This window comes from Rhodothermales bacterium (genome assembly GCA_034439735.1).
Lineage (GTDB): Bacteria > Bacteroidota > Rhodothermia > Rhodothermales > JAHQVL01 > JAWKNW01.
The window spans coordinates 1-17,819 of record JAWXAX010000271.1 but is presented as its reverse complement, the minus strand read 5'-3'; the positions used below and the strand labels follow the sequence as shown (position 1 = coordinate 17,819).

At 62.4% G+C, this 17,819-nt stretch carries 16 protein-coding genes and 1 tRNA gene; 11 read left to right on the top strand and 6 right to left on the bottom strand.

Annotation, left to right across the window (positions count from 1 at the left end):
* The 7 genes from thiO to SH809_19015 all read left to right on the top strand — a co-directional run.
* A partial coding sequence (gene thiO, locus SH809_19045) for a glycine oxidase ThiO (GenBank protein MDZ4701815.1) occupies positions 1–1,108 on the top strand: 1,108 nt, incomplete at its 5' end.
* 162 nt (positions 1,109–1,270) lie between these two features.
* The gene (gene thiS / locus SH809_19040) at positions 1,271–1,492 is read left to right on the top strand and encodes a sulfur carrier protein ThiS (GenBank protein ID MDZ4701814.1); all 222 of its coding nucleotides are present in this window, start codon (positions 1,271–1,273) and stop codon (positions 1,490–1,492) included.
* Between the two features lie 104 nt (positions 1,493–1,596).
* Positions 1,597–2,418: a thiazole synthase gene (locus SH809_19035; GenBank protein MDZ4701813.1), complete on the top strand. Its 822-nt coding sequence runs from the start codon at positions 1,597–1,599 to the stop codon at positions 2,416–2,418.
* Positions 2,415–3,038 carry a thiamine phosphate synthase gene (locus SH809_19030; GenBank protein ID MDZ4701812.1) on the top strand — a complete coding sequence of 208 codons (624 nt, stop codon included), beginning with the start codon at positions 2,415–2,417 and terminating at the stop codon, positions 3,036–3,038. Before SH809_19035 ends, SH809_19030 begins: the two co-directional genes overlap by 4 nt.
* A 32-nt stretch (positions 3,039–3,070) precedes the next feature.
* Positions 3,071–3,916, top strand: coding sequence for a bifunctional hydroxymethylpyrimidine kinase/phosphomethylpyrimidine kinase (gene thiD, locus SH809_19025; protein MDZ4701811.1), 846 nt, complete (start codon positions 3,071–3,073; stop codon positions 3,914–3,916).
* A 120-nt stretch (positions 3,917–4,036) separates the two neighbouring features.
* Positions 4,037–4,110 (top strand) — tRNA-Arg (locus tag SH809_19020).
* Positions 4,111–4,173: 63 nt separating this feature from the next.
* Complete coding sequence (locus SH809_19015) at positions 4,174–4,353, top strand: hypothetical protein (protein MDZ4701810.1); 180 nt, start codon at positions 4,174–4,176, stop codon at positions 4,351–4,353.
* Positions 4,354–4,366: 13 nt separating this feature from the next.
* Here the strand turns inward: SH809_19015 and SH809_19010 are convergent, their stop codons facing one another.
* From SH809_19010 to SH809_18995, 4 genes are all read right to left on the bottom strand, one after another.
* A complete protein-coding gene (locus tag SH809_19010) occupies positions 4,367–4,984 on the bottom strand; it encodes a hypothetical protein (GenBank protein MDZ4701809.1) in 618 nt (205 codons plus the stop codon).
* Complete coding sequence (locus tag SH809_19005; protein ID MDZ4701808.1) at positions 4,984–5,664, bottom strand: aquaporin; 681 nt, start codon at positions 5,662–5,664, stop codon at positions 4,984–4,986. The genes SH809_19010 and SH809_19005 overlap by 1 nt, the downstream gene beginning before the upstream one ends.
* 45 nt (positions 5,665–5,709) lie before the next feature.
* Positions 5,710–5,859, bottom strand: coding sequence for a hypothetical protein (locus SH809_19000; protein ID MDZ4701807.1), 150 nt, complete (start codon positions 5,857–5,859; stop codon positions 5,710–5,712).
* Positions 5,860–5,943: 84 nt separating this feature from the next.
* Complete coding sequence (locus SH809_18995; protein ID MDZ4701806.1) at positions 5,944–6,303, bottom strand: metalloregulator ArsR/SmtB family transcription factor; 360 nt, start codon at positions 6,301–6,303, stop codon at positions 5,944–5,946.
* Between the two features lie 349 nt (positions 6,304–6,652).
* Here SH809_18995 and SH809_18990 point away from each other — a divergent pair, with 349 nt between their 5' ends.
* From SH809_18990 to SH809_18975, 4 genes are all read left to right on the top strand, one after another.
* Entirely contained in the window at positions 6,653–7,177 is a 525-nt protein-coding gene (locus tag SH809_18990; GenBank protein ID MDZ4701805.1) for a DinB family protein, read from the top strand.
* Between the two features lie 214 nt (positions 7,178–7,391).
* Positions 7,392–9,731 (top strand): SpoIIE family protein phosphatase, encoded by a 2,340-nt coding sequence (locus SH809_18985; protein MDZ4701804.1) that lies wholly within the window; start codon positions 7,392–7,394, stop codon positions 9,729–9,731.
* Positions 9,732–9,904: 173 nt separating this feature from the next.
* Positions 9,905–10,303, top strand: coding sequence for a response regulator (locus SH809_18980; protein MDZ4701803.1), 399 nt, complete (start codon positions 9,905–9,907; stop codon positions 10,301–10,303).
* Between the two features lie 241 nt (positions 10,304–10,544).
* Complete coding sequence (locus SH809_18975) at positions 10,545–13,847, top strand: two-component regulator propeller domain-containing protein (protein MDZ4701802.1); 3,303 nt, start codon at positions 10,545–10,547, stop codon at positions 13,845–13,847.
* 339 nt (positions 13,848–14,186) lie between these two features.
* Here the strand turns inward: SH809_18975 and SH809_18970 are convergent, their stop codons facing one another.
* Complete coding sequence (locus tag SH809_18970; protein ID MDZ4701801.1) at positions 14,187–14,639, bottom strand: GatB/YqeY domain-containing protein; 453 nt, start codon at positions 14,637–14,639, stop codon at positions 14,187–14,189.
* A gap of 5 nt (positions 14,640–14,644) precedes the next feature.
* Positions 14,645–17,819, bottom strand: a 3,175-nt coding sequence (locus SH809_18965; GenBank protein MDZ4701800.1) for a PVC-type heme-binding CxxCH protein, incomplete at its 5' end; no start/stop codon positions are given.

Here is a 17,819-nt window from a genome sequence, read left to right as displayed (position 1 = left end):
GCTCAACCCAGTCCTCATCATCGGCGGCGGCGTCATCGGGCTCTCGATCGGTCGGGAGCTGGCGCGCGCGGGCTGCCCGGTCGTTGTCATCGAGCGCGGCGAGGCCGGCCGTGGGACGTCGTGGCTCAACGCCGGCATGCTGGCGCCCCAGACCGAGATGGGATTCGAGGATCAGCCGATTTATTTGTTCGGGAAAGAAAGCATGGCGCGCTGGCCAGGCTTCGCGCGCGACCTGGAGGCGGACACTGGCATGCGTGTCGATTATCGGACGGAGGGTACGATGCACATCGCGCCGGACCGGGACAGCCTGGAGGCCCTGCGGCGGGTCTACCAGTTTCAGAAAAGTGAGGGGCTGGAGGTCGAGTGGCTGACGGGATCCGAGGCGCTGGACCGCGAGCCGTTTCTGGCGCCGGCGTTGGCCGGCGCGGTCTATGCCGCCGGGGATCACCAGGTCGACAACCGGCTGCTCGTCGAGGCGCTGAAGGCCGGCTTCCTCAAACACGGCGGCACTTTGTTGGAACACACGGCGGTGGCGTCTATCGCGCCGGATGATACGGCGCCGGCCGTTGTCCTGGCCTCGGGTGAGCGGCTCGTGGGTCGGACGGTGGTGCTAGCGGCGGGCGCGTGGTCGCGCCAGGTAGACGGACTCGCTCCGGAGGCGCGGCCGGCTGTGCGGCCCGTAAAAGGGCAGATCATCCAGGTGCAGATGGAGCCGCCTTTCGGGTTGCGCCACGTCGTGTGGTCCCCCCGGGCCTATATCGCCCCCAAAAGCTCTGGCCGGCTACTCATAGGGGCGACGGTGGAGGAGATGGGGTTCGACACCCGCGTCACGGCCGGCGGGATGAGCAAGTTGTTGGAAGGCGTCTGGGAATCCGTGCCCGGGATCATGGATCTAGCCGTGACGGAAACCTGGGCCGGCCTGCGGCCCGGCACCCGAGACCATCTGCCGCTGCTGGGGGCATCCGCCGCGCCGGGCGTCCTGTTCGCCACCGGGCACTATCGCAACGGCATCCTCTTTACCCCGATCACCGCACACGAGATGAGCCGGCTCATCCTCGAAGGGGAAACATCCCACTGGCTGGAGCCGTTTTCGCCGTTGAGGTTTTAGAGCGTTTAAGAAACTGCTGAGATTTGCGTATTGCGTAAGGAGCAAGTCATCCCCGCGCAGGCGGGGACCCAGAAAAATGCCAGTCTGATGGCTGGATTGTTTCGTAAGTCGCTTCGCTCGTTTCCCGCCTGCGCGGGGATGACTAAATCGTTGCCTGAAGCCATGACCGACATCCTAACCGTCCGCATCAACGGAACCGACCGTACGATCGCACCCGACACCTGGCTGCCGGATGTATTGCGCGACCTTGGGATTTCACCGGGAGACGCGCGCGGCGTGGCCGTCGCCATCAACGACGAGATCGTCCGCCGCTCCGAATGGGGGGCGACGGTGCTCCAGGCCGGCGACCGGGTGGAGATTGTGACGGCGCGGCAAGGAGGATGAACGAAAAGTTAAAAGGTAAAAGTTAAAAGGGAAAAGGGAAGTGAAAGGTGGAAAGTGAAAAGTGGAAAGTGGAAAGTGAAAAGGGAGAGGTAAGGTAAGAGATGATGACTCATGATCGGCTGATCGTAGGCGACACCGACTCCTTTCGGGTGGGCGAGTACGTGTTTACTTCACGGCTGCTTTTGGGCACCAGTGGGTATCCGAACCTCCAGGTATTGCTCGATGCCCTGGCGGCGGCGAAGACGGAGCTAGTGACGGTGGCGATCCGGCGGGTGAATCTCGCGGATCAGGGGGAGGAGAGTCTGCTCGATCTGCTACGCTCCCATGGATACCGGCTGCTGCCGAATACGGCCGGCTGTTATACGGCGAAGGAGGCTGTGCTCGTGGCCCAGCTCGCGCGCGAGGCGTTGGAAACCGATCTGATCAAACTGGAAGTGATCGGCGATCACGAGACGCTGATGCCGGATGTAGAGCAGTTGCTCAAGGCCGCAAAAACGTTGATTGACGACGGATTTACCGTCATGGCGTATAGCAACGACGACCCCATCACTTGCCGTAAGCTGGCCGACATGGGGTGTGCGGCCGTGATGCCGCTGGCCTCGCCTATAGGGAGCGGTATGGGGCTTGTCAACCCCTACAACTTGAGCCTGATTCGGGACCTGATCGACTACGTCCCGCTACTCGTCGACGCCGGCATCGGCACCGCCAGCGACGCCGCGAAGGCGATGGAATTGGGCTATGACGGCATCCTGCTCAATACCGCCATCTCCAACGCGCAGCACCCGGTTACGATGGCCTCGGCGATGCGGCACGCCGTCATCGCCGGCCGCGAGGCGTACCGCGCCGGCCGGATCCCGCGCCGATTTTATGCAAAGGCATCGTCGCCGGAAGAAGGCCGGATAGACGTTGGGGGCGCATCCCGTTGAGTGGTGAACGTCTGCTCGGTGGTCGGCTGCCGAGGACGGTGCTCGTGGCCGATCGGTTTACAGATCCTGCGATCCAGGAACGGGTAATCGAGGCCGTCTCGGCCGGCATTGGCTGGGTACAGTTGCGGGACCATGCCGCCGATGCATGTTCCTTCGGCGTGGCCGTGGGCGATCTCGTGCGGCGCATCGATCCGACCGTGTTTGTTTCGGTGAATACGAGGGCCGAATATGCCGGCTCCGGCGTGGCCGGCGTGCATCTGGGGAGCCGCGGTCCCTCGGTCGAGCACGCGCGCCGCGTACTGGGTCCGGATGTGTGGATTGGCTACTCGGCCCACACCCTCGCCGACGCCCGGGCGGCGGAGACGCAGGGCGCCGACTATCTCTTTTTTAGCCCGGTTTATCCCACTACAAGCAAGCCCGGCGCTTCGGCTGCGGGCCTCGATGCCCTGGCCGCCTGCTGCGCCGCGGTCGCCCTGCCGGTATTCGCCCTCGGCGGGGTGACGCCGGAACGGGTAGCCGAATGCCGCTCCGCCGGCGCGTACGGCGTGGCGGTGGTGTCGGGGATTCTGGGGGAGGCCGATGTGGAAGCGGCGGTCAGAAGATATCGGATTAGCGAGTAGTGAACAGACGATTAGCGAATAGCGATTGGGGAATGATGGAAAACCAGCGACACACTACCAAGCCAGTGGCCCTGACGATTGCCGGCAGCGACTCCGGGGGCGGGGCGGGGATTCAGGCGGACATCAAGGCCATGGAGGCGCACGGTGTCTTTTCGGCGTCGGTGCTGACGGCCATCACGGCCCAGAACACCGTGGCCGTGACGCGGGCGTTTGATCTACCGGTCGACCTCATCCAGGCGCAGCTGGACGCCGTATTTGACGACATCGCGATCGGCGCGGTGAAGACCGGCATGTTGTCGTCGGCCGCGATCATCGAGGTTGTCGCCGGCGCACTTCGCCATCGCGCGGCGAAGCCGCTGGTCGTCGACCCCGTCATGATTTCTACGACTGGCTTCAAGCTGATCAGCGACGACGCCACGGGGCGGCTCATCTCGGATCTTTTTCCGCTGGCTACCCTCCTCACCCCGAATGCCCACGAGGCGGCCCATCTCACCGGACGTTCGATTCGCACCGCCGACGACGCACGCGAGGCTGCGCGCCGGCTCCATGCCATGGGTCCGGCGTATGTACTGGTGAAAGGCGGTCACCTCGAAGGGGAGACGGACGCGATCGACATCCTGTACGACGGCGCCGTGTTCACCGAGTTCAGCACCCCCCGCATCGATACGCCGCACACCCACGGCACCGGGTGCACGTATGCCTCGGCGATTGCGGCCTTGCTGGCGCGCGGGTTTGTGATGGAGGAAGCGGTCGGGCGGGCGAAGCGGTATGTCACGGAGGCCATCCGTCACGGCCTGCCGATCGGGCGGGGTCACGGGCCGACGAATCACTTCTATTTTCTCGCCGGCTCGGGGATCTTCCCCGCGGATGGGGGGTGAGAGCCGGCGTCAGGAAACCGATGCAAGCTCACACACGTTTCATCGGTCCTTCGTTTGCAGAGCCGGCACGACCGCATTATTATGCGTCCCGCTCTACATCGATACCCAGGACACTACCACGCGCCCGTAGCTCAGCTGGATAGAGCGTCTGACTACGGATCAGAAGGTCGGGAGTTCGAATCTTCCCGGGCGCACAACCCCAACAGCCGTCCACCCATCCGGTAGGCGGCTGTTGTGCTTTATATGCTGGCGAGCAGATGGCCGGTCTCCACGAACTCGTTATGGGGCACGACCGGATTCAGATCGCCTACACCGCGCTGACCAACGGATGCGAAGTCCTGTACACCACCGAGGACCCCGCGCGTATTACGGCCCTCCACGCCTGGTTCGGCGCCCAGCTAGCCGATCACGGAAGCCACGCGCAGGGGCAGCACTGACACGGCCGGCACGTCAGACCCGCCCCATCGCCCAGAGCAGTTCGCGGCCGATTTGCCGTACCCTTTCATCATACCGAGCGGTTTCTTGCGATGTATCGTCGGCCGCCTTGGGGTCCTCATATGTGAGGGCAATCCGAGTGGCGCCGGGGATAAACGGGCAGTTGGCGTCGGCGTCGGAGCAGGTCATGACGGCAGCGAAGTCGGAGTGCGGGTTGGTGGGGTCGTCGTATATCTTCGAGAAACACTCCACCGCCGGCGCATCGGCGGCGAAGAGGACACGGTAAGGAGGGTTAGGACCGCCGGGGTTTTCTATCTGGAAGCCGGCGCGCCTAATGGCGGCCACGGCGCGTGGGTTAAAGGCGGTTGCCTCGGTCCCGCCCGAATAACACCGCACGTCCTCCAGCCCATAATACGCCGCGGCTGTCGCGGCCCAGATCTGGCTGATATGGCTCCGGCGCGAGTTGTGGGTGCAGATAAACACGAGTTGGACGGGTCCACCCTGTGCGCGTCTCCGGGTGATGTAGTCGGTCAGGGTGTCGAGGGCCGCCTTGCGTTCAGCCGGAATGAGGTCGGCTTGGGCGAGCAGGGCGTCGATGGTTTGCCGGACGGCAGGGTAGAACATGGAGGCCATCAGATCGTCGGCTGTGTGGATGCACCATAGACCCCGCGGTAGGCGATGACGGCCGCCATGGCGCCCAGCACCGGGGCGGTGAGGTAGATCCACAGGTGGGTGAGTTCGCCGGCTACGAGCGCCGGCGCGAGGGATCGGAACGGGTTCATCGAAGCGCCGCAGATGGGGCCGGCGAAGAGGGCCTCGAGGCCGACGGTCGCTCCGATGGCCGCGCCGGCCATGAGTCCCTGCTCTCTGGCCCCGATGGCCACGCAGAGGATGACAAACATGAGCAAGAAGGTGAGGATGAACTCGAAAACGAAACTCTGCATCGGTGCCCCGGCTGGCAGCGTTGCACCCAACGAGGCCTCGGCAGGAAAAAGCAGACGTAGCGTAACGCTGGCGCCGACGGCGCCGATGAACTGTGCCATTATGTAGGGGGCGATGCGATTCCCCGGAAAACGACCCGCGACAAAAAAGCCGAGCGTGACGGCCGGGTTCAGGTGGGCGCCCGAGACCTCACCGATGGCGTAGATGACGGCCATGACGACGAGCCCGAACGTAAGCGCAATCCCCACATGGGTGACGGCGCCACCTGACACCTCGTTGACAACGATAGCTCCTGTGCCGGCGAAGACCAGGGCGAAGGTGCCGATGAGTTCGGCAAGGTAGGCGCGCCAGGCGCCGGGTTGGAGTTCCACGCGTTCAGTAGGTGGGATGGGAGTAGGGGGACCCTCGAGAGCGTCCTAAAAGGTGAGATTGAACGTGTAACCGAGAGCCATGATCGAGAGCGCCGGCGCGGAGAAAAACAGCGCCAGCATGCCGAGCGCCTCGCGGCTGTTCCGCTCCAGATTGCGGCAATTTCCACATCCCGGGCCGGGTATCTTGATGGTCATGGTAGTTAGTCAGGTAATGGGGTTATTGAATCGATAGTTATCGATATATGGGAGCAAAAAAAGAGAGCCAGTAAAGGGAGCCAGTCAACTGCTGGCCAGCGTCGCCAGAAGGCTTTTCAGGGTTTGGAAGGCGGAGGATTCCAGGCTGTGGTGGACCCATGTGCCTTCCTGCCGGCTCCGCAGCAACCCTGCCTCTCGAAGGATTTTGAGGTGATGTGAGATGGTTGGCTGCTTCACCTCAACATGCTGCTCGAAGGCGCACACGCAGATCTCACCGCCATGGGCCTGGATGAGCTCTACCATCCGGAGGCGCACGGGATGAGCGAGGGCCTTCAACTGCGTACTGGCCCGCAGCAGCTCGCGTTCGCCCATAAGTCCGGTAGAAGGTGGCGTCGCACACGTGCTGGCTCGTACGTCCGCGGCCGCTGTCAGGCTGTCGTTCATGGCCGGGGATTAGTGTAACGAAGAATGTCTATATAGATAGCAATATGGGCGACGGTGCGCAAGCCTTTGTCTGAACCTTATGTATAATCGCCTGCCTCGTGTGTGTCTCCGGTCAGAACTCCATCTGAACCCAGTCCGCATCAGGCGCGGGATACGTGTCTTTGACGACACGCGGGACATACCCGGCCGCGTCATCGAGTCGATCCTGGCCTGAGCGCCGACAGCGGAGTAGGCAGTTACGAACCTAAGCGTATGTAGAGCGTATGTTTGGCCACGCGATGGTGGAGGGCGAGGGTCGCGTCTCCGCCGCGTATTGCCACGACAAGCCATACTGAGGGTTACCCATCCAATGAAAACACTTCGCGCCCAAGCATTCCTGTTCGCGCTCGTTTTCGCGCTGCCGACCATCGCGAATGCGCAAGAAGGACCCGTTACGGGTTCGCTGAAAGGCCTCCACGACATCACGGCGAACAACATCATGAAAGCCGCCGACATGATGGACGAGTCGCTATACAGTTTCAAGCCCACCGAGGACGTGCGCACGGCCGGCCAGATCCTGGCCCACGTCGCCAACGCTCAGTTCGCCTTCTGCTCGACGGTCGCAGGCGAAGAGAGCCCCGCCAAGGAGAACTACGAGGAAACCGCCACGACGAAGCCGCAGATCGTCGCCGCCCTCAAGACGGCGTTTGATTACTGCTCGGGCGTGTACGGTGGCATGACGGACGCGTCCGGCGCCGAGATCAAGAACCTCTTCGGGATGGAGATGGCCGCCTCGGCGATCATGGCCTTCAACTCTGCGCACAACTACGAGCACTACGGCAACCTGGTGACGTACATGCGCATCAAGGGCATTGTGCCGCCGTCGTCGATGTGATTTGATCTGCTACAAAAAGCGTAACAGGCCGGCCCACGCGCAGTGCGGGGGCCGGCCTTTTTTTGGTACGGCGAGTCTGAATTCAGGCGGCATGCCCTCACGACATTGTGATGATCGCGGCAGGACCGTATGTTATGCCGTGGGGAAGCGATAGGCGGACACACCATTTCGTGCCCCTACAGCCAAACACAACGTTGCTTCACGGCCCGCACAGATGGACTCCGAAAGCTGGCATGATTTGAGTGAACTGGTCGTTAGCGTCCTGGCGCTGCCGCCCGAGGAGCGTGTTGATTTCCTGAACGAGGCGTGCGGCTCGGATACGGGGCTCCGGGCCGAGGTGGAGGCGATCCTGGCGGCGTATTCGCAGGCGCCGGCGTACTTCAAACGGCTGGACGCCAACCGCTTTCCAAAATTCCGCGGTCTGGAAAAAGTAGATCAGGGTAAAGCCGCGGGGAATCAGGTCTCCGGCGACTTTTCGCCCGATCCTTTCCTGTTGGTCGGGAAGGATGTCGCCCATTACCGGGTCGTTCAGCATCTCGGCAGCGGTGGGATGGGCGTGGTGTACAAGGCGGAGGATACCCGACTGCATCGCACGGTGGCCCTCAAGTTTTTGCCTCCGCTGCTGAAGGAAGATGAGCAGGCCCGACGCCGATTCATGCAGGAAGCGCGCGCGTCCTCGGCCCTCGACCACGACAACATCTGCACGGTGTACGAGGTCAACGAGACGGCGGATGGCCATTTTTTCATCGTCATGGGGTATTACGATGGGGAGACGCTGGACGCCCGGCTCGCCGGCGGCTCGTTGCCGATCAATGTAGCGCTCGACCTCGCCGTGCAGACCGCGGAAGGCCTGGCGCACGCCCATCTGCGCGGGATCGTCCACCGAGACATAAAGCCGGCGAACATCATGGTCGTTGGCAACGACCGGGTCAAGATCCTCGACTTCGGGCTTGCGAGGTTTTCTGGCGGCGAGCGCATCACGCGAATCGGTACACTCCTCGGCACCGCGGCCTACATGGCGCCCGAGCAGGCCCGGGGGGAAACGATCGATCATCGGGTCGATATCTGGAGCCTGGGCGCTGTGTTGTACGAGATGATCGCCGGCGAACGCGCGTTTCCGGGCGATTACCGGCACGCCGCGTTGTACGCTGTGCTGAACGTGGACCCCCAGCCGGTGACGGGGTTGCGCGCCGGCGTTCCGCTTCAGCTGGCGCGCCTGATCGAGAAGGCCCTTTCAAAACCCGCCGACGCCCGGTATGCGTCGATGGAGGAACTGATTCGAGACCTCAAATCGGTCCAGCAGCGGTTTGCCGACCGTTCGGCGCTCGCCCACGCCGTGCTCGAGTCCGAGGCGCCCGCTTGGGGCGAGACGGAACCGATTCTCGCCGGCCCGGAGAGTGGCCCTGTGAGAATCCTCGTGGTGGACGACGAGCCCGAGATGGAGCTGCTGATGCGGCAGAAATTCCGCCGTCAACTGGTCGCCAGCGCATGGAGCTTCACGTTCGCCGGCGACGGGCAGGAGGCGCTCCGCGCCGTCGAGGCCGATCCTGAAATCTCGCTTGTGTTGACGGACCTCAACATGCCCAGGATGGACGGCCTCACACTGCTGGCCCGATTGGGAGAGTCGGACCGCAGCCTGAAAACCGTGGTGGTGTCGGCCTACGGAGATCTGAAAAATATCCGCACGGCCATGAACCGGGGCGCGTTCGATTTTATCACCAAACCCATCGATTTCAGCGACCTGGAAATCACCATCGAAAAAACCTGGCGAGACTTGCAGCTGCATCGCAAGGCCCGGCGCGCCCAGCAACAGGTGGCCGCCATCCAGCAAGAAATGGAAGTGGCGCGACGCATCCAGGAGGCCATCCTACCGCTTTCGTTTCCCGAACGGAAAAACGTGGGCGTGTATGCGTTCACGACGACGGCGCGGGACGTGAGCGGGACGTTTTACGACTTTTTTGAGTGGGACGACGGTCGCCTCGGCTTCGTCATGGGCGACGCCGCCGGCAAGGGGGTCTCGGCCGCGCTCTTCATGGCCATGAGCCACACGTTCCTGAAGAGCGCCGGCCGGCAATACGATTCCCCTGGCGCCTGCCTGTCGGCGATGAACCGACTTCTTTTCCCGGAGGGTTTTTCGGACCAGGCCGTAACCGTGTTTTACGGCGTGCTGGACCCCGCCTCGGGCATCGTCGAGTACGCCAACGCCGGGCACCCCGCTCCGTATGTGCTTGCGGCTGGCGGCCGTGTCGAGCCGCTCGACGACGCGGATGCCGCGCCGCCCATCTGGCGACAGCCCGTGTACGACTACCCGACCCGCCAGTTGTCCCTCCGCCCGGGCGATGGGCTGTTTCTGGTCACCAAAGGCGTCACCCGTGCGTTGAATGCCCAGGGCCGCGCGTTCTCGGCCGAGCGGCTGGCCGCCCGGCTCCTTGAGGACCACGACGCCGAGCCGGCCCGTCTCATCCGCGCTGTCGTACGGGCCGTGATGGACCACGCCGGCGACACCCCGCTCGCGCACGACCTGACGGTGCTGGCGCTGCGGTATCGGGGGTGATTCGTTACGAATTGACGTTACACGTTACGGCGTTGCACGTTATGCGTTTCGTGTTGAAATTGCCGAATGCGGTCGTCGTGTTCCGGGTTCGGAGTTCCGGGTGATCGCGCGATACAGGTTCGCTTACCCGGAACTCTGAACCCAGAACCCTGAACCCGGAACCCTGAAATCTCATGGCCCTGAACATCCTGGTAGTCGACGACGAGCGCGACGTGGAATTCCTTTTCCGGCAACAGTTCCGACGCGAAATGCGCCAGGGCGAACTCGATTTACTCTTTGCTTTTTCCGGAGAAGAAGCCCTGGAAGTGCTCGAACGCCAGGGTAAAACCGATGTCGTGCTGGTGCTCAGCGACATCAACATGCCGGGAATGACCGGGTTGGAGCTGTTGTGCCGGATCAAGGCGGAGCCGCCCCCTGTTCCGGTCTGCATGATGACGGCCTACGGGAGCGACTCGTACCGCGAGAAGGCTGAAGAATGCAACTGCGACGGCTACTTGACGAAGCCGATCGATTTCGGCGCGCTGAAAGAACGGATCAAGGCGATGATCCGAGATCAACGGCCGAAGTCGTGATATAGCCGGGTGGGTCCTACGTAATATCAATTCTAGATACTTGGGTGTAAGGTATGAAGTCTGTGATGTACGTTTTGACGGTACGCGATTGGTCAGAGCGCGTTATTCTGGGACCCATGACGCTGCTGGGCGAGGATCAAGGCGCCGAGCCCGTTCGCGTCATGTGCCCTGTGGAGGGGTGCGTCGGCGCATCACGAAGGCCCGATTTGACGGTGCGGGCGTTGCCGTACAGGGGTAGGGTATGAGCCGTAAAGCGTTCGTAATCGGGTTACTTGTTTGGGTGGCCATTGCCCATCTTCGACCTGTTCAAGCACAGGACTACGAGACGCGCCGGCTATCGGTGGAAGACGGCAGTTTGCTGGGCAACCGCGTCACGGAAGTCGTCCAGGATCACCATGGATTCATGTGGATCTGCACGGCCGAAGGCGTGGTGCGCTATGACGGCTGGGAATCCGTCTTTTACCGGCACGACCCGGAGGACTCCCATTCGCTCAGCGACAATGGATGCGAAACGCTGCTCGTGGATCGCGGGGGCACGCTCTGGGTGGGTACGTATAGCCACGGCCTCAATCGGTACGATGCCTCGTCTGATTCTTTCGAACGTTTCGTACATGAACCTGACGATCCCGGGTCGTTGAGCCACAACAGTGTGACGGCGCTATACGAGGATCGGGACGGTACACTTTGGGTGGGCGCAAACGCCGGGCACATCAACTACCGTCGAAAGGGGATCGAAGCTTTCGAGCATTTTGTTCCTGATCCTGCAACAAATGGTTTTCTTCAGGTGCAGGTATGGGAGTTTTTGGAGGATCGAGAGGGTGATTTGTGGGTAGCGACAGGCGCGGTGGGCGGTTACAAGAAGGACGGTGGATTGATACGATTCAGTCGAGATCGGCGAACGTTTCGTACGTATCTCGGCCATGGTGCGAAAGGGATGGATGACAGCCGCGTCTTTGCCCTGCTGCAAGACTCTAGTGCGCAGATGTGGATAGGTACAGAGAATGCGTTGTATCTCTACGAATCCGCCGAGGATCGTTTCTCCAGACTGGGCATACCGGGGTCACGAAATCAGTGGGTTGTCGATCTACTCGAAGGACAGGAAGGCGATCTACTCATCTCGGAGTATGGGACTGGCGTCTTTCACATGGCTATCGGGTCGCCGCCCGCGTCTCGAACTGAATTCTTAGAAGCCGTCCGTCCCGTCGCTTCCGAATTCGTCAATACCTGGCGGCTGTACCGCACACAAGATGGGGTGGTCTGGATCAGCTCGCTGGACGCCGGCGTGTTACTGGCCACACCTCGGTCTAGTCCTTTCGTGGTCGATGAGCAGTTCCATAACAACTGGGACGTTTTCGAAGATGCGGCGGAGAATCTCTGGACGGCCCCCTATCCGCATACGCTGATCCGACGGGATCGCACCGGTTTTGAAACGTTTTTCCCAGTTGATCCGCTAGGGCATAGCGGACCAAACCATAACTGGATTAGCGACATAGGGCAGGATCAGAACGGCATAATCTGGATAGCAACAAGAGGGGGTGGGCTCAATCGATTCGATCCCTCCACATCCACTTTCTCCTATTTCCTTGTGGAAGCCGAAGGCCACGCCATTGAAGCGAACAATCTGACTAGCCTATTTGTCGATTCCGTGCAGCCCTGGGTATGGGTGTCTTCAGGCAACGGGATCTATCGTTTCGACACCGATCGACTCGTATGGGATCAGCCCGATGCGCTCTCCAATTTTTCGGATGGGTCGAAGACCGGTCGCGCTCGATTTCTTAGAGATGGATCAGGAGCGTTGTGGATTAGCAAACCAGCACTCGCGCAAGGGCAGGTCCGAGGCCTTGTTCGTATCGTATCGGACATGGGCAATCCGTCCCTGTTTCTGACCGGTCAGGACATTCACGACATGGCCCTGGGGCCGGACGGTCTGATCTGGGTAGCCGCATCTCGGGGCTTGTACCGCTTGGATCCGTCTTCAGACGAAGACTTCAGTCTTGCGTTGGCCTCAACGGCTCTCAAACAGGCGACGATTCTTCATCTGAGAATAGATGGTGACGGCGATCTCTGGCTGGCCACGAGTCTGTCCTTGTGGCGCTATCGACCCGGATATCGATCCCTGAAAGATTACACAATAGCTGACGGTTATCTCCCGCAGTTTGCCGACCTCGATGCCACGATGCGTCGGGACGGTACGTTAGTGTTTGGAGGAATCGCCGGGCTGCTTTTCTTCGACCCCAAAAAGGACCAGGAGCGTACGGCATCGATCGATCTCGCCATCACGGACATAAGCGCACTCGATCGATCGTTGATACCGGGCCTCGTCGCTTCGGACCGAGTTGATGCGCCCTACGAGATCGCCTTCGACGATAACGACGTTTCCCTGAAATACGCTTCACTCTACTATACCCATCCCGAGCGCAATCGGCACCAGTACCGTCTTGAGCCCTACGAGCAGGATTGGCAGAACGTCGGGGAAGCACGCTCTGCGCGCTATACCAATCTTGACCCCGGCGACTACACCTTTTCCGTCCGGGCGGCCAACGGAGGCAGCGACTGGAGTGCGCCGGCGACCGTTCACTTTCGTATCCTCCCACCCTGGTGGCGCACGACCTGGGCCTACATCCTGTACGGCCTGATCCTGACGGCCATGGTATTTGGTGTCGACCGTCTCCAGCGCCGCCGGATCGTCCTGCAAGAGCGCGAGCGCACCCGCGAGCGCGAGCTGGCGCAGGCTCACGAGATCGAAAAAGCCTACACCCAGCTCAAGACCACCCAGCAGCAGCTCATCCAGCAGGAAAAGTTGGCTTCGCTGGGCGCGCTGACGGCCGGCATCGCCCACGAGATCAAAAACCCGCTCAACTTCATCACCAATTTCGCCGGCCTGAACGACGAACTCGCCGGCGAACTGCGCGAGGCGCTGGATACCGGCGCGCCGGTCGATGAACTGCTGACGGACCTGCAGCGTAACGCCCGGATCGTGGTCGAGCACGGCCAGCGGGCAGACCGGATCGTGCAGTCGATGATGCGCCACGCCAGCGGGGCTTCGGGTGAACGGCAACGGATGGCGCTCAACACCCTGGTGAACGAATACGTCGATCTGGCCTTCCATGGGGTACGGGCGCATCGGCCCGGTTTCGAGGTGGCCATTGTGCGGGAGTATGACCCGGCGGCCGGCGAGGTCGATCTCGTCCCGCAGCAGATCGGACAGGTGCTCGTGAATCTGTTCAACAACGCGTTCGACGCGGTGGAGGAGCGGCGTCGTCGGGACGGAGCGTCGTACACGCCGGCCGTTACGGTCTCGACGCGGCGAGTGGCGGGGGCAACCGTGATCCGGGTGACGGACAACGGTCCTGGGATCCCGGATCACGTCCGGGATAAAATCTTCGAACCGTTTTTTACGACGAAGCCGGCTGGCAGTGGTACGGGTCTGGAGCTGAGTCTGAGCTACGACATCGTGACCCGCGGCCACGGCGGCACGCTGGCCGTGGAGAGCGTGGAGGGGGCAGGGACGACGTTTCTTGTTACGTTACCGTCGAGCAAGTAATCCGAAAACGAGCCCTGGTACCGATCCGACGATTTTATACGAAGCGAACGCGGGGATCCATGAAGATTTCAGAATGCCTCACTTGCGGTTCCGGGCAGTGTTTTGTGCATCGTTATAACTTGTATGGATTACTCCGTAAGTCAGGCTGGCAAGCCAGCCTTCGTTTCCCGATCGGGGTCGGGAGCCTGCCCCCGGCCTGACTGGGGGATGACGGCATTAAATGAGGAAGTAGCCAAAACTGCATGCGGAGCTGCGTGACAAAGCAATCAGAGTCACAACTTTGCAGCGCATTCCTTGGACATAACTCTACGGAGCCTGACAAATTTTGCGTCTCTACGCCTACCCAAACAGCGATTCCACCACCTCCTTCACCAGCTTCCCGTCTGCTTTTCCTTTCAGTTCTTTCATCAGGGCGCCGATCAGCATGCCGGCTTTCGCCTTGTCCGTCACGCCCAGCTCCGCCTGTTTGGCCTTCACGATCTGGAGCACGTCTTCGCGGGATAGCTGGGTGGGCAGGAAGGTTTCGAGGATGGCGAGTTCCTCGGCTTCCTTCTCGGCGAGATCGAGCCGGCCGCCCTTCGTGAACTGATCGATGGAGTCCCGCCGCTGCTTGGTCATGCGCGCGATGACGGTGATCGCCTCGTCGTCCGTCAGGGTGTCCTGCGGCGTGCGCTTGGTGGCGACGAGTTCGTTGGTGAACGCCGTCTTGATGCCGCGCAGGGCATTCAGGCGCAGGCTGTCCTTGGCCCGCATGGCGTCTTTTATGGCGTTTGAGATGGTTTCTTGGAGCATATCGATTACAATTCGGCGGGGGTATAAAATCCGGTGTGGTTGGCGGTGGCGGCGCGAACACGGGCGACGGTGGCCGGCGCCACGGGAGGCGCCTGGTTGCCGAACGCGTTGCGCACAAAGGTAAGGACGGCGGCGATCTCCTCGTCGTTCAGCAGCCCGCCGAACGGCGTCATGGGGACGAGGCCGGGGTAGGACTGCCCCATGACTTCGATCGGGCCGTAGAGCCCTTTCAGCGTCAATTTGATGAGCCGCTCTTCATCGCCCACGACCCATTCAGAGCCGGCGAGCGGCGGGAAGCCCGAAGCGGTAAGTCCTTTGCCGTCGGGCATATGGCAGGTTATGCAGTAGCCTTCGCGGTCGTAGATCTCCTTGCCTTTCGTGAAGATCGCCAGATCGGCGCCCGTCAGCGAGGTCGCCTCCGCCGGCGCGGGGCTGGCGCGGACGGACTCGCCGTTCAGGTGGGCCAGGGCCGTGGTGTAGGCATGGATCATCCAGTCGTCGAGCGTGGCGTCTGCGACTGTCTCGCCCGGGATGCCCGCGGCGAGATCGCTGGCGCCTTTGAAGGCCGCGGCTTCGTTGAGGATGGCGAGGCCCGTTTCCCGGTCGAGCCACGAGGCGGCGACAATGGCTTCGAGGCGGACACGTCCGTGTGGGTCGCGGGCGGCGGCCATGAGCAGCTGCGGCTGGTCGGCCACCTGGTGCCCCGTGTACCGGAGCACGCGGGCGGCGGCGGCGCGGGCGCGGAAGTCCTTGGCCTGGAGCATCTGACGGAGCAGGGCCTCATCCACCGCGTCCAGCCCCCAGGAGGTCCACAACGCCTCAAGCACGTGGTGCTCGTAGCGAGGATCGGTTGGGTCGAGCGCGGCAACCCAGGCTTTGAGTTTCGGCAGCACCTCGGCGGCCGGGTACTCGCGCAGCTCGCGGCGGGTGCGGTAGCGGGTGCGGAATTCGGGCAGCTTGAGGTTTTCGAGGAGCTGGTCGATGCTGGCGCCGTCCACGGGCGCCGGCACGACGAGCGGGCGCGACGGGTAGGTGATCCGGTAGATGCGGCCGTGGACATGGTCGCGCAGCGGATCGCGCGCGTTGTGCTGCATGTGGCCGATGAGGACGTTGTGCCAGTCGATGAAATACAGCGAGCCGTCCGGCGCGAACTCCATGTCCACCGGACGGAAGTTGGGGTCGGTGGAGGTAACGAGATCCACCCGGTGCCGGGTAGCGTAGCCGGTGCCGTCGTCGGCCACGGCGTGCATTTTCATCCCCAGAAACCCGATCGTGTTGTTGATGAGGAGGTCGCCCTGGACCTCCTCGGGGAAGTGCCGGCTCGAGACAAACTCAAGTCCGGACGTCGGCCGCACCCGATGGGCTTCCTCGATCAGGTTTTTGGATTTATGCGTGGCCTCGCCGTACCTCGGCTTCACCGATCCCGGCTGCATCCAGCGGACGTCCGGCCCGGAGGTCTCGGCGAAGAAGTTCTGCCCCCACTCGTCGAACGCGATGCCCCACGGGTTGGGGATGGAGAGCTGGGCGACGCGCTCCAGGTGTTTCCGTTGCGGGCTGTAGCGGAAGAAGCCGCCGTTGGTGCCGCGGACGGGCCCGTAGGGCGTTTCGACGCTCGTATGCAGAAAAACGCCTTCGCCCATGTACAGGGCGCCGGAAGGGTCGGCCGCGAAGGCGCTGATGACGTGGTGCGTGTCGTGGTCGTCGAAACCACTGAGGATGATCTCTTTTGAGTCGGCCCGGTCGTCGCCGTCGGTGTCGGTGAGGAGGACGAGGTTGGTACCCTGCGACACGTACACGCCTTCGGGCGCGAACTCGAACCCGACGGGGATGTGGAGTCCGCCGGCGAACACGGTCTCCTTATCCGCTTTCCCATCCCCATCCGTGTCCTCATAGATGAGCAGCTTGTCGTCCGGTTTCGGGTCGCCGGGTTTCCAGTGCGGGTAGGTGGGCATGACGGCCACCCAGAGCCGGCCCTTATTGTCGAAGGAAATCTGGACGGGGTTCGCGAGGTTCGGGAATTCGACCTCCGAGGCAAAGAGATCGATTTTATAGCCTTCCGGCACCGTGAGGCGGTCCAGCGCGTCCTGGCCGTAGAGGTATTCCATCGAACCGTTGCCGCCGTTCGGGTCCTCGTAGTTGGTGGCGACGGGCGGCAGGGGACGTGTCTTCGCGTCCGCGGCGGCGAGGTTCATCCGATCGCCGCGGGTGGCCATCCAGATGGCGGTATCGCGGATGGCCGTCAGCTGGCGGATTTTCTCCAGCTCGAACGGGTAGTTGTCCGGTCCAAAGGGGTTGTACCGCCGGCCGAACACATGCACTCCGTTGGGGATCTTGAAGTCGTTGTGCCAGAACCAGTTCTTCTCGAGCACGGCTTCACGGACGAGGTCGCGGTTCGCCGCGGCGGCGGGGCGGACCTTCCCGAACACGGCGTCGGCGAGGAGCGTGGCGAAGCGGGCGTAGCCGGTGTCGTTGAGCTGGACGCCGTCGATCGTGAGCGCATCGCCACCCTCGAACCACTCACGCGACGCGGCGAAGGCATCGAGGAAATACACCTGGTTGGCGGCGGCCACCTCGCGCATGGCATCGGTATACAGGGCCAGGTTCGCGTTTTCGCTTGAGCCGTCTGGCAGGTCGAAACGGTCGGTCAAATCCTCGTAGGCGATGGGGGAGACGAGGGCGAGGCGCGGGGGTGTTTCGCCGTTGTAGCGCTGGGCGAGGGTGTGTTTGACGAACGCGTCCAGTTCGGCTTTGTAATTGGCGAGGCCTTCGGGGCCGGCGTAGGATTCATTGAACCCAAAAAACGCCAGGATGACATCCGCCCCGAGGCGTGTGAGCCATTCGTCGGGCTTCTCGAGATGGCCTTCGCTGCCCGAGGGGGTGGCGTTTTCCGCCTGGAACTGCTCGGCGCCAGGGAAGGCCCAGGGGTCGTTGCGGCCGGAGTGGGGGCGGAAGCCGGGGGTGTCGCCGCCGTCGCACATGTTGCGGACGGTGAGCAAGCTATCGGGGAAGCGGACCTGCAGTTCGGTCTCGAAGTGCCCGTAGTTCATCATGCGCGAGCACAGGTTGTTGCCGATGAGCATGATGTGGTCGCCGGCGCGGAGCGGCAGCCCAGGGTCGCCAGAGGGTTGGCAGCCGATGGCAAGCAGGGTGAGGGCGATGGCGCCGGCGACCACATCATGC

Coding starts and splice junctions, on each gene's coding strand:
- SH809_18980 (MDZ4701803.1), top strand. CDS start 9,905: ATGGCCCTGAACATCCTGGTAGTCGACGACGAGCGCGACGTGGAATTC.
- SH809_18995 (MDZ4701806.1), bottom strand. CDS start 6,303: ATGAACGACAGCCTGACAGCGGCCGCGGACGTACGAGCCAGCACGTGT.
- SH809_18970 (MDZ4701801.1), bottom strand. CDS start 14,639: ATGCTCCAAGAAACCATCTCAAACGCCATAAAAGACGCCATGCGGGCC.
- SH809_18990 (MDZ4701805.1), top strand. CDS start 6,653: ATGAAAACACTTCGCGCCCAAGCATTCCTGTTCGCGCTCGTTTTCGCG.
- SH809_18985 (MDZ4701804.1), top strand. CDS start 7,392: ATGGACTCCGAAAGCTGGCATGATTTGAGTGAACTGGTCGTTAGCGTC.
- SH809_19010 (MDZ4701809.1), bottom strand. CDS start 4,984: ATGGCCTCCATGTTCTACCCTGCCGTCCGGCAAACCATCGACGCCCTG.
- SH809_18975 (MDZ4701802.1), top strand. CDS start 10,545: ATGAGCCGTAAAGCGTTCGTAATCGGGTTACTTGTTTGGGTGGCCATT.
- SH809_19015 (MDZ4701810.1), top strand. CDS start 4,174: ATGGCCGGTCTCCACGAACTCGTTATGGGGCACGACCGGATTCAGATC.
- thiS (MDZ4701814.1), top strand. CDS start 1,271: ATGACCGACATCCTAACCGTCCGCATCAACGGAACCGACCGTACGATC.
- SH809_19000 (MDZ4701807.1), bottom strand. CDS start 5,859: ATGACCATCAAGATACCCGGCCCGGGATGTGGAAATTGCCGCAATCTG.
- SH809_19035 (MDZ4701813.1), top strand. CDS start 1,597: ATGACTCATGATCGGCTGATCGTAGGCGACACCGACTCCTTTCGGGTG.
- thiD (MDZ4701811.1), top strand. CDS start 3,071: ATGATGGAAAACCAGCGACACACTACCAAGCCAGTGGCCCTGACGATT.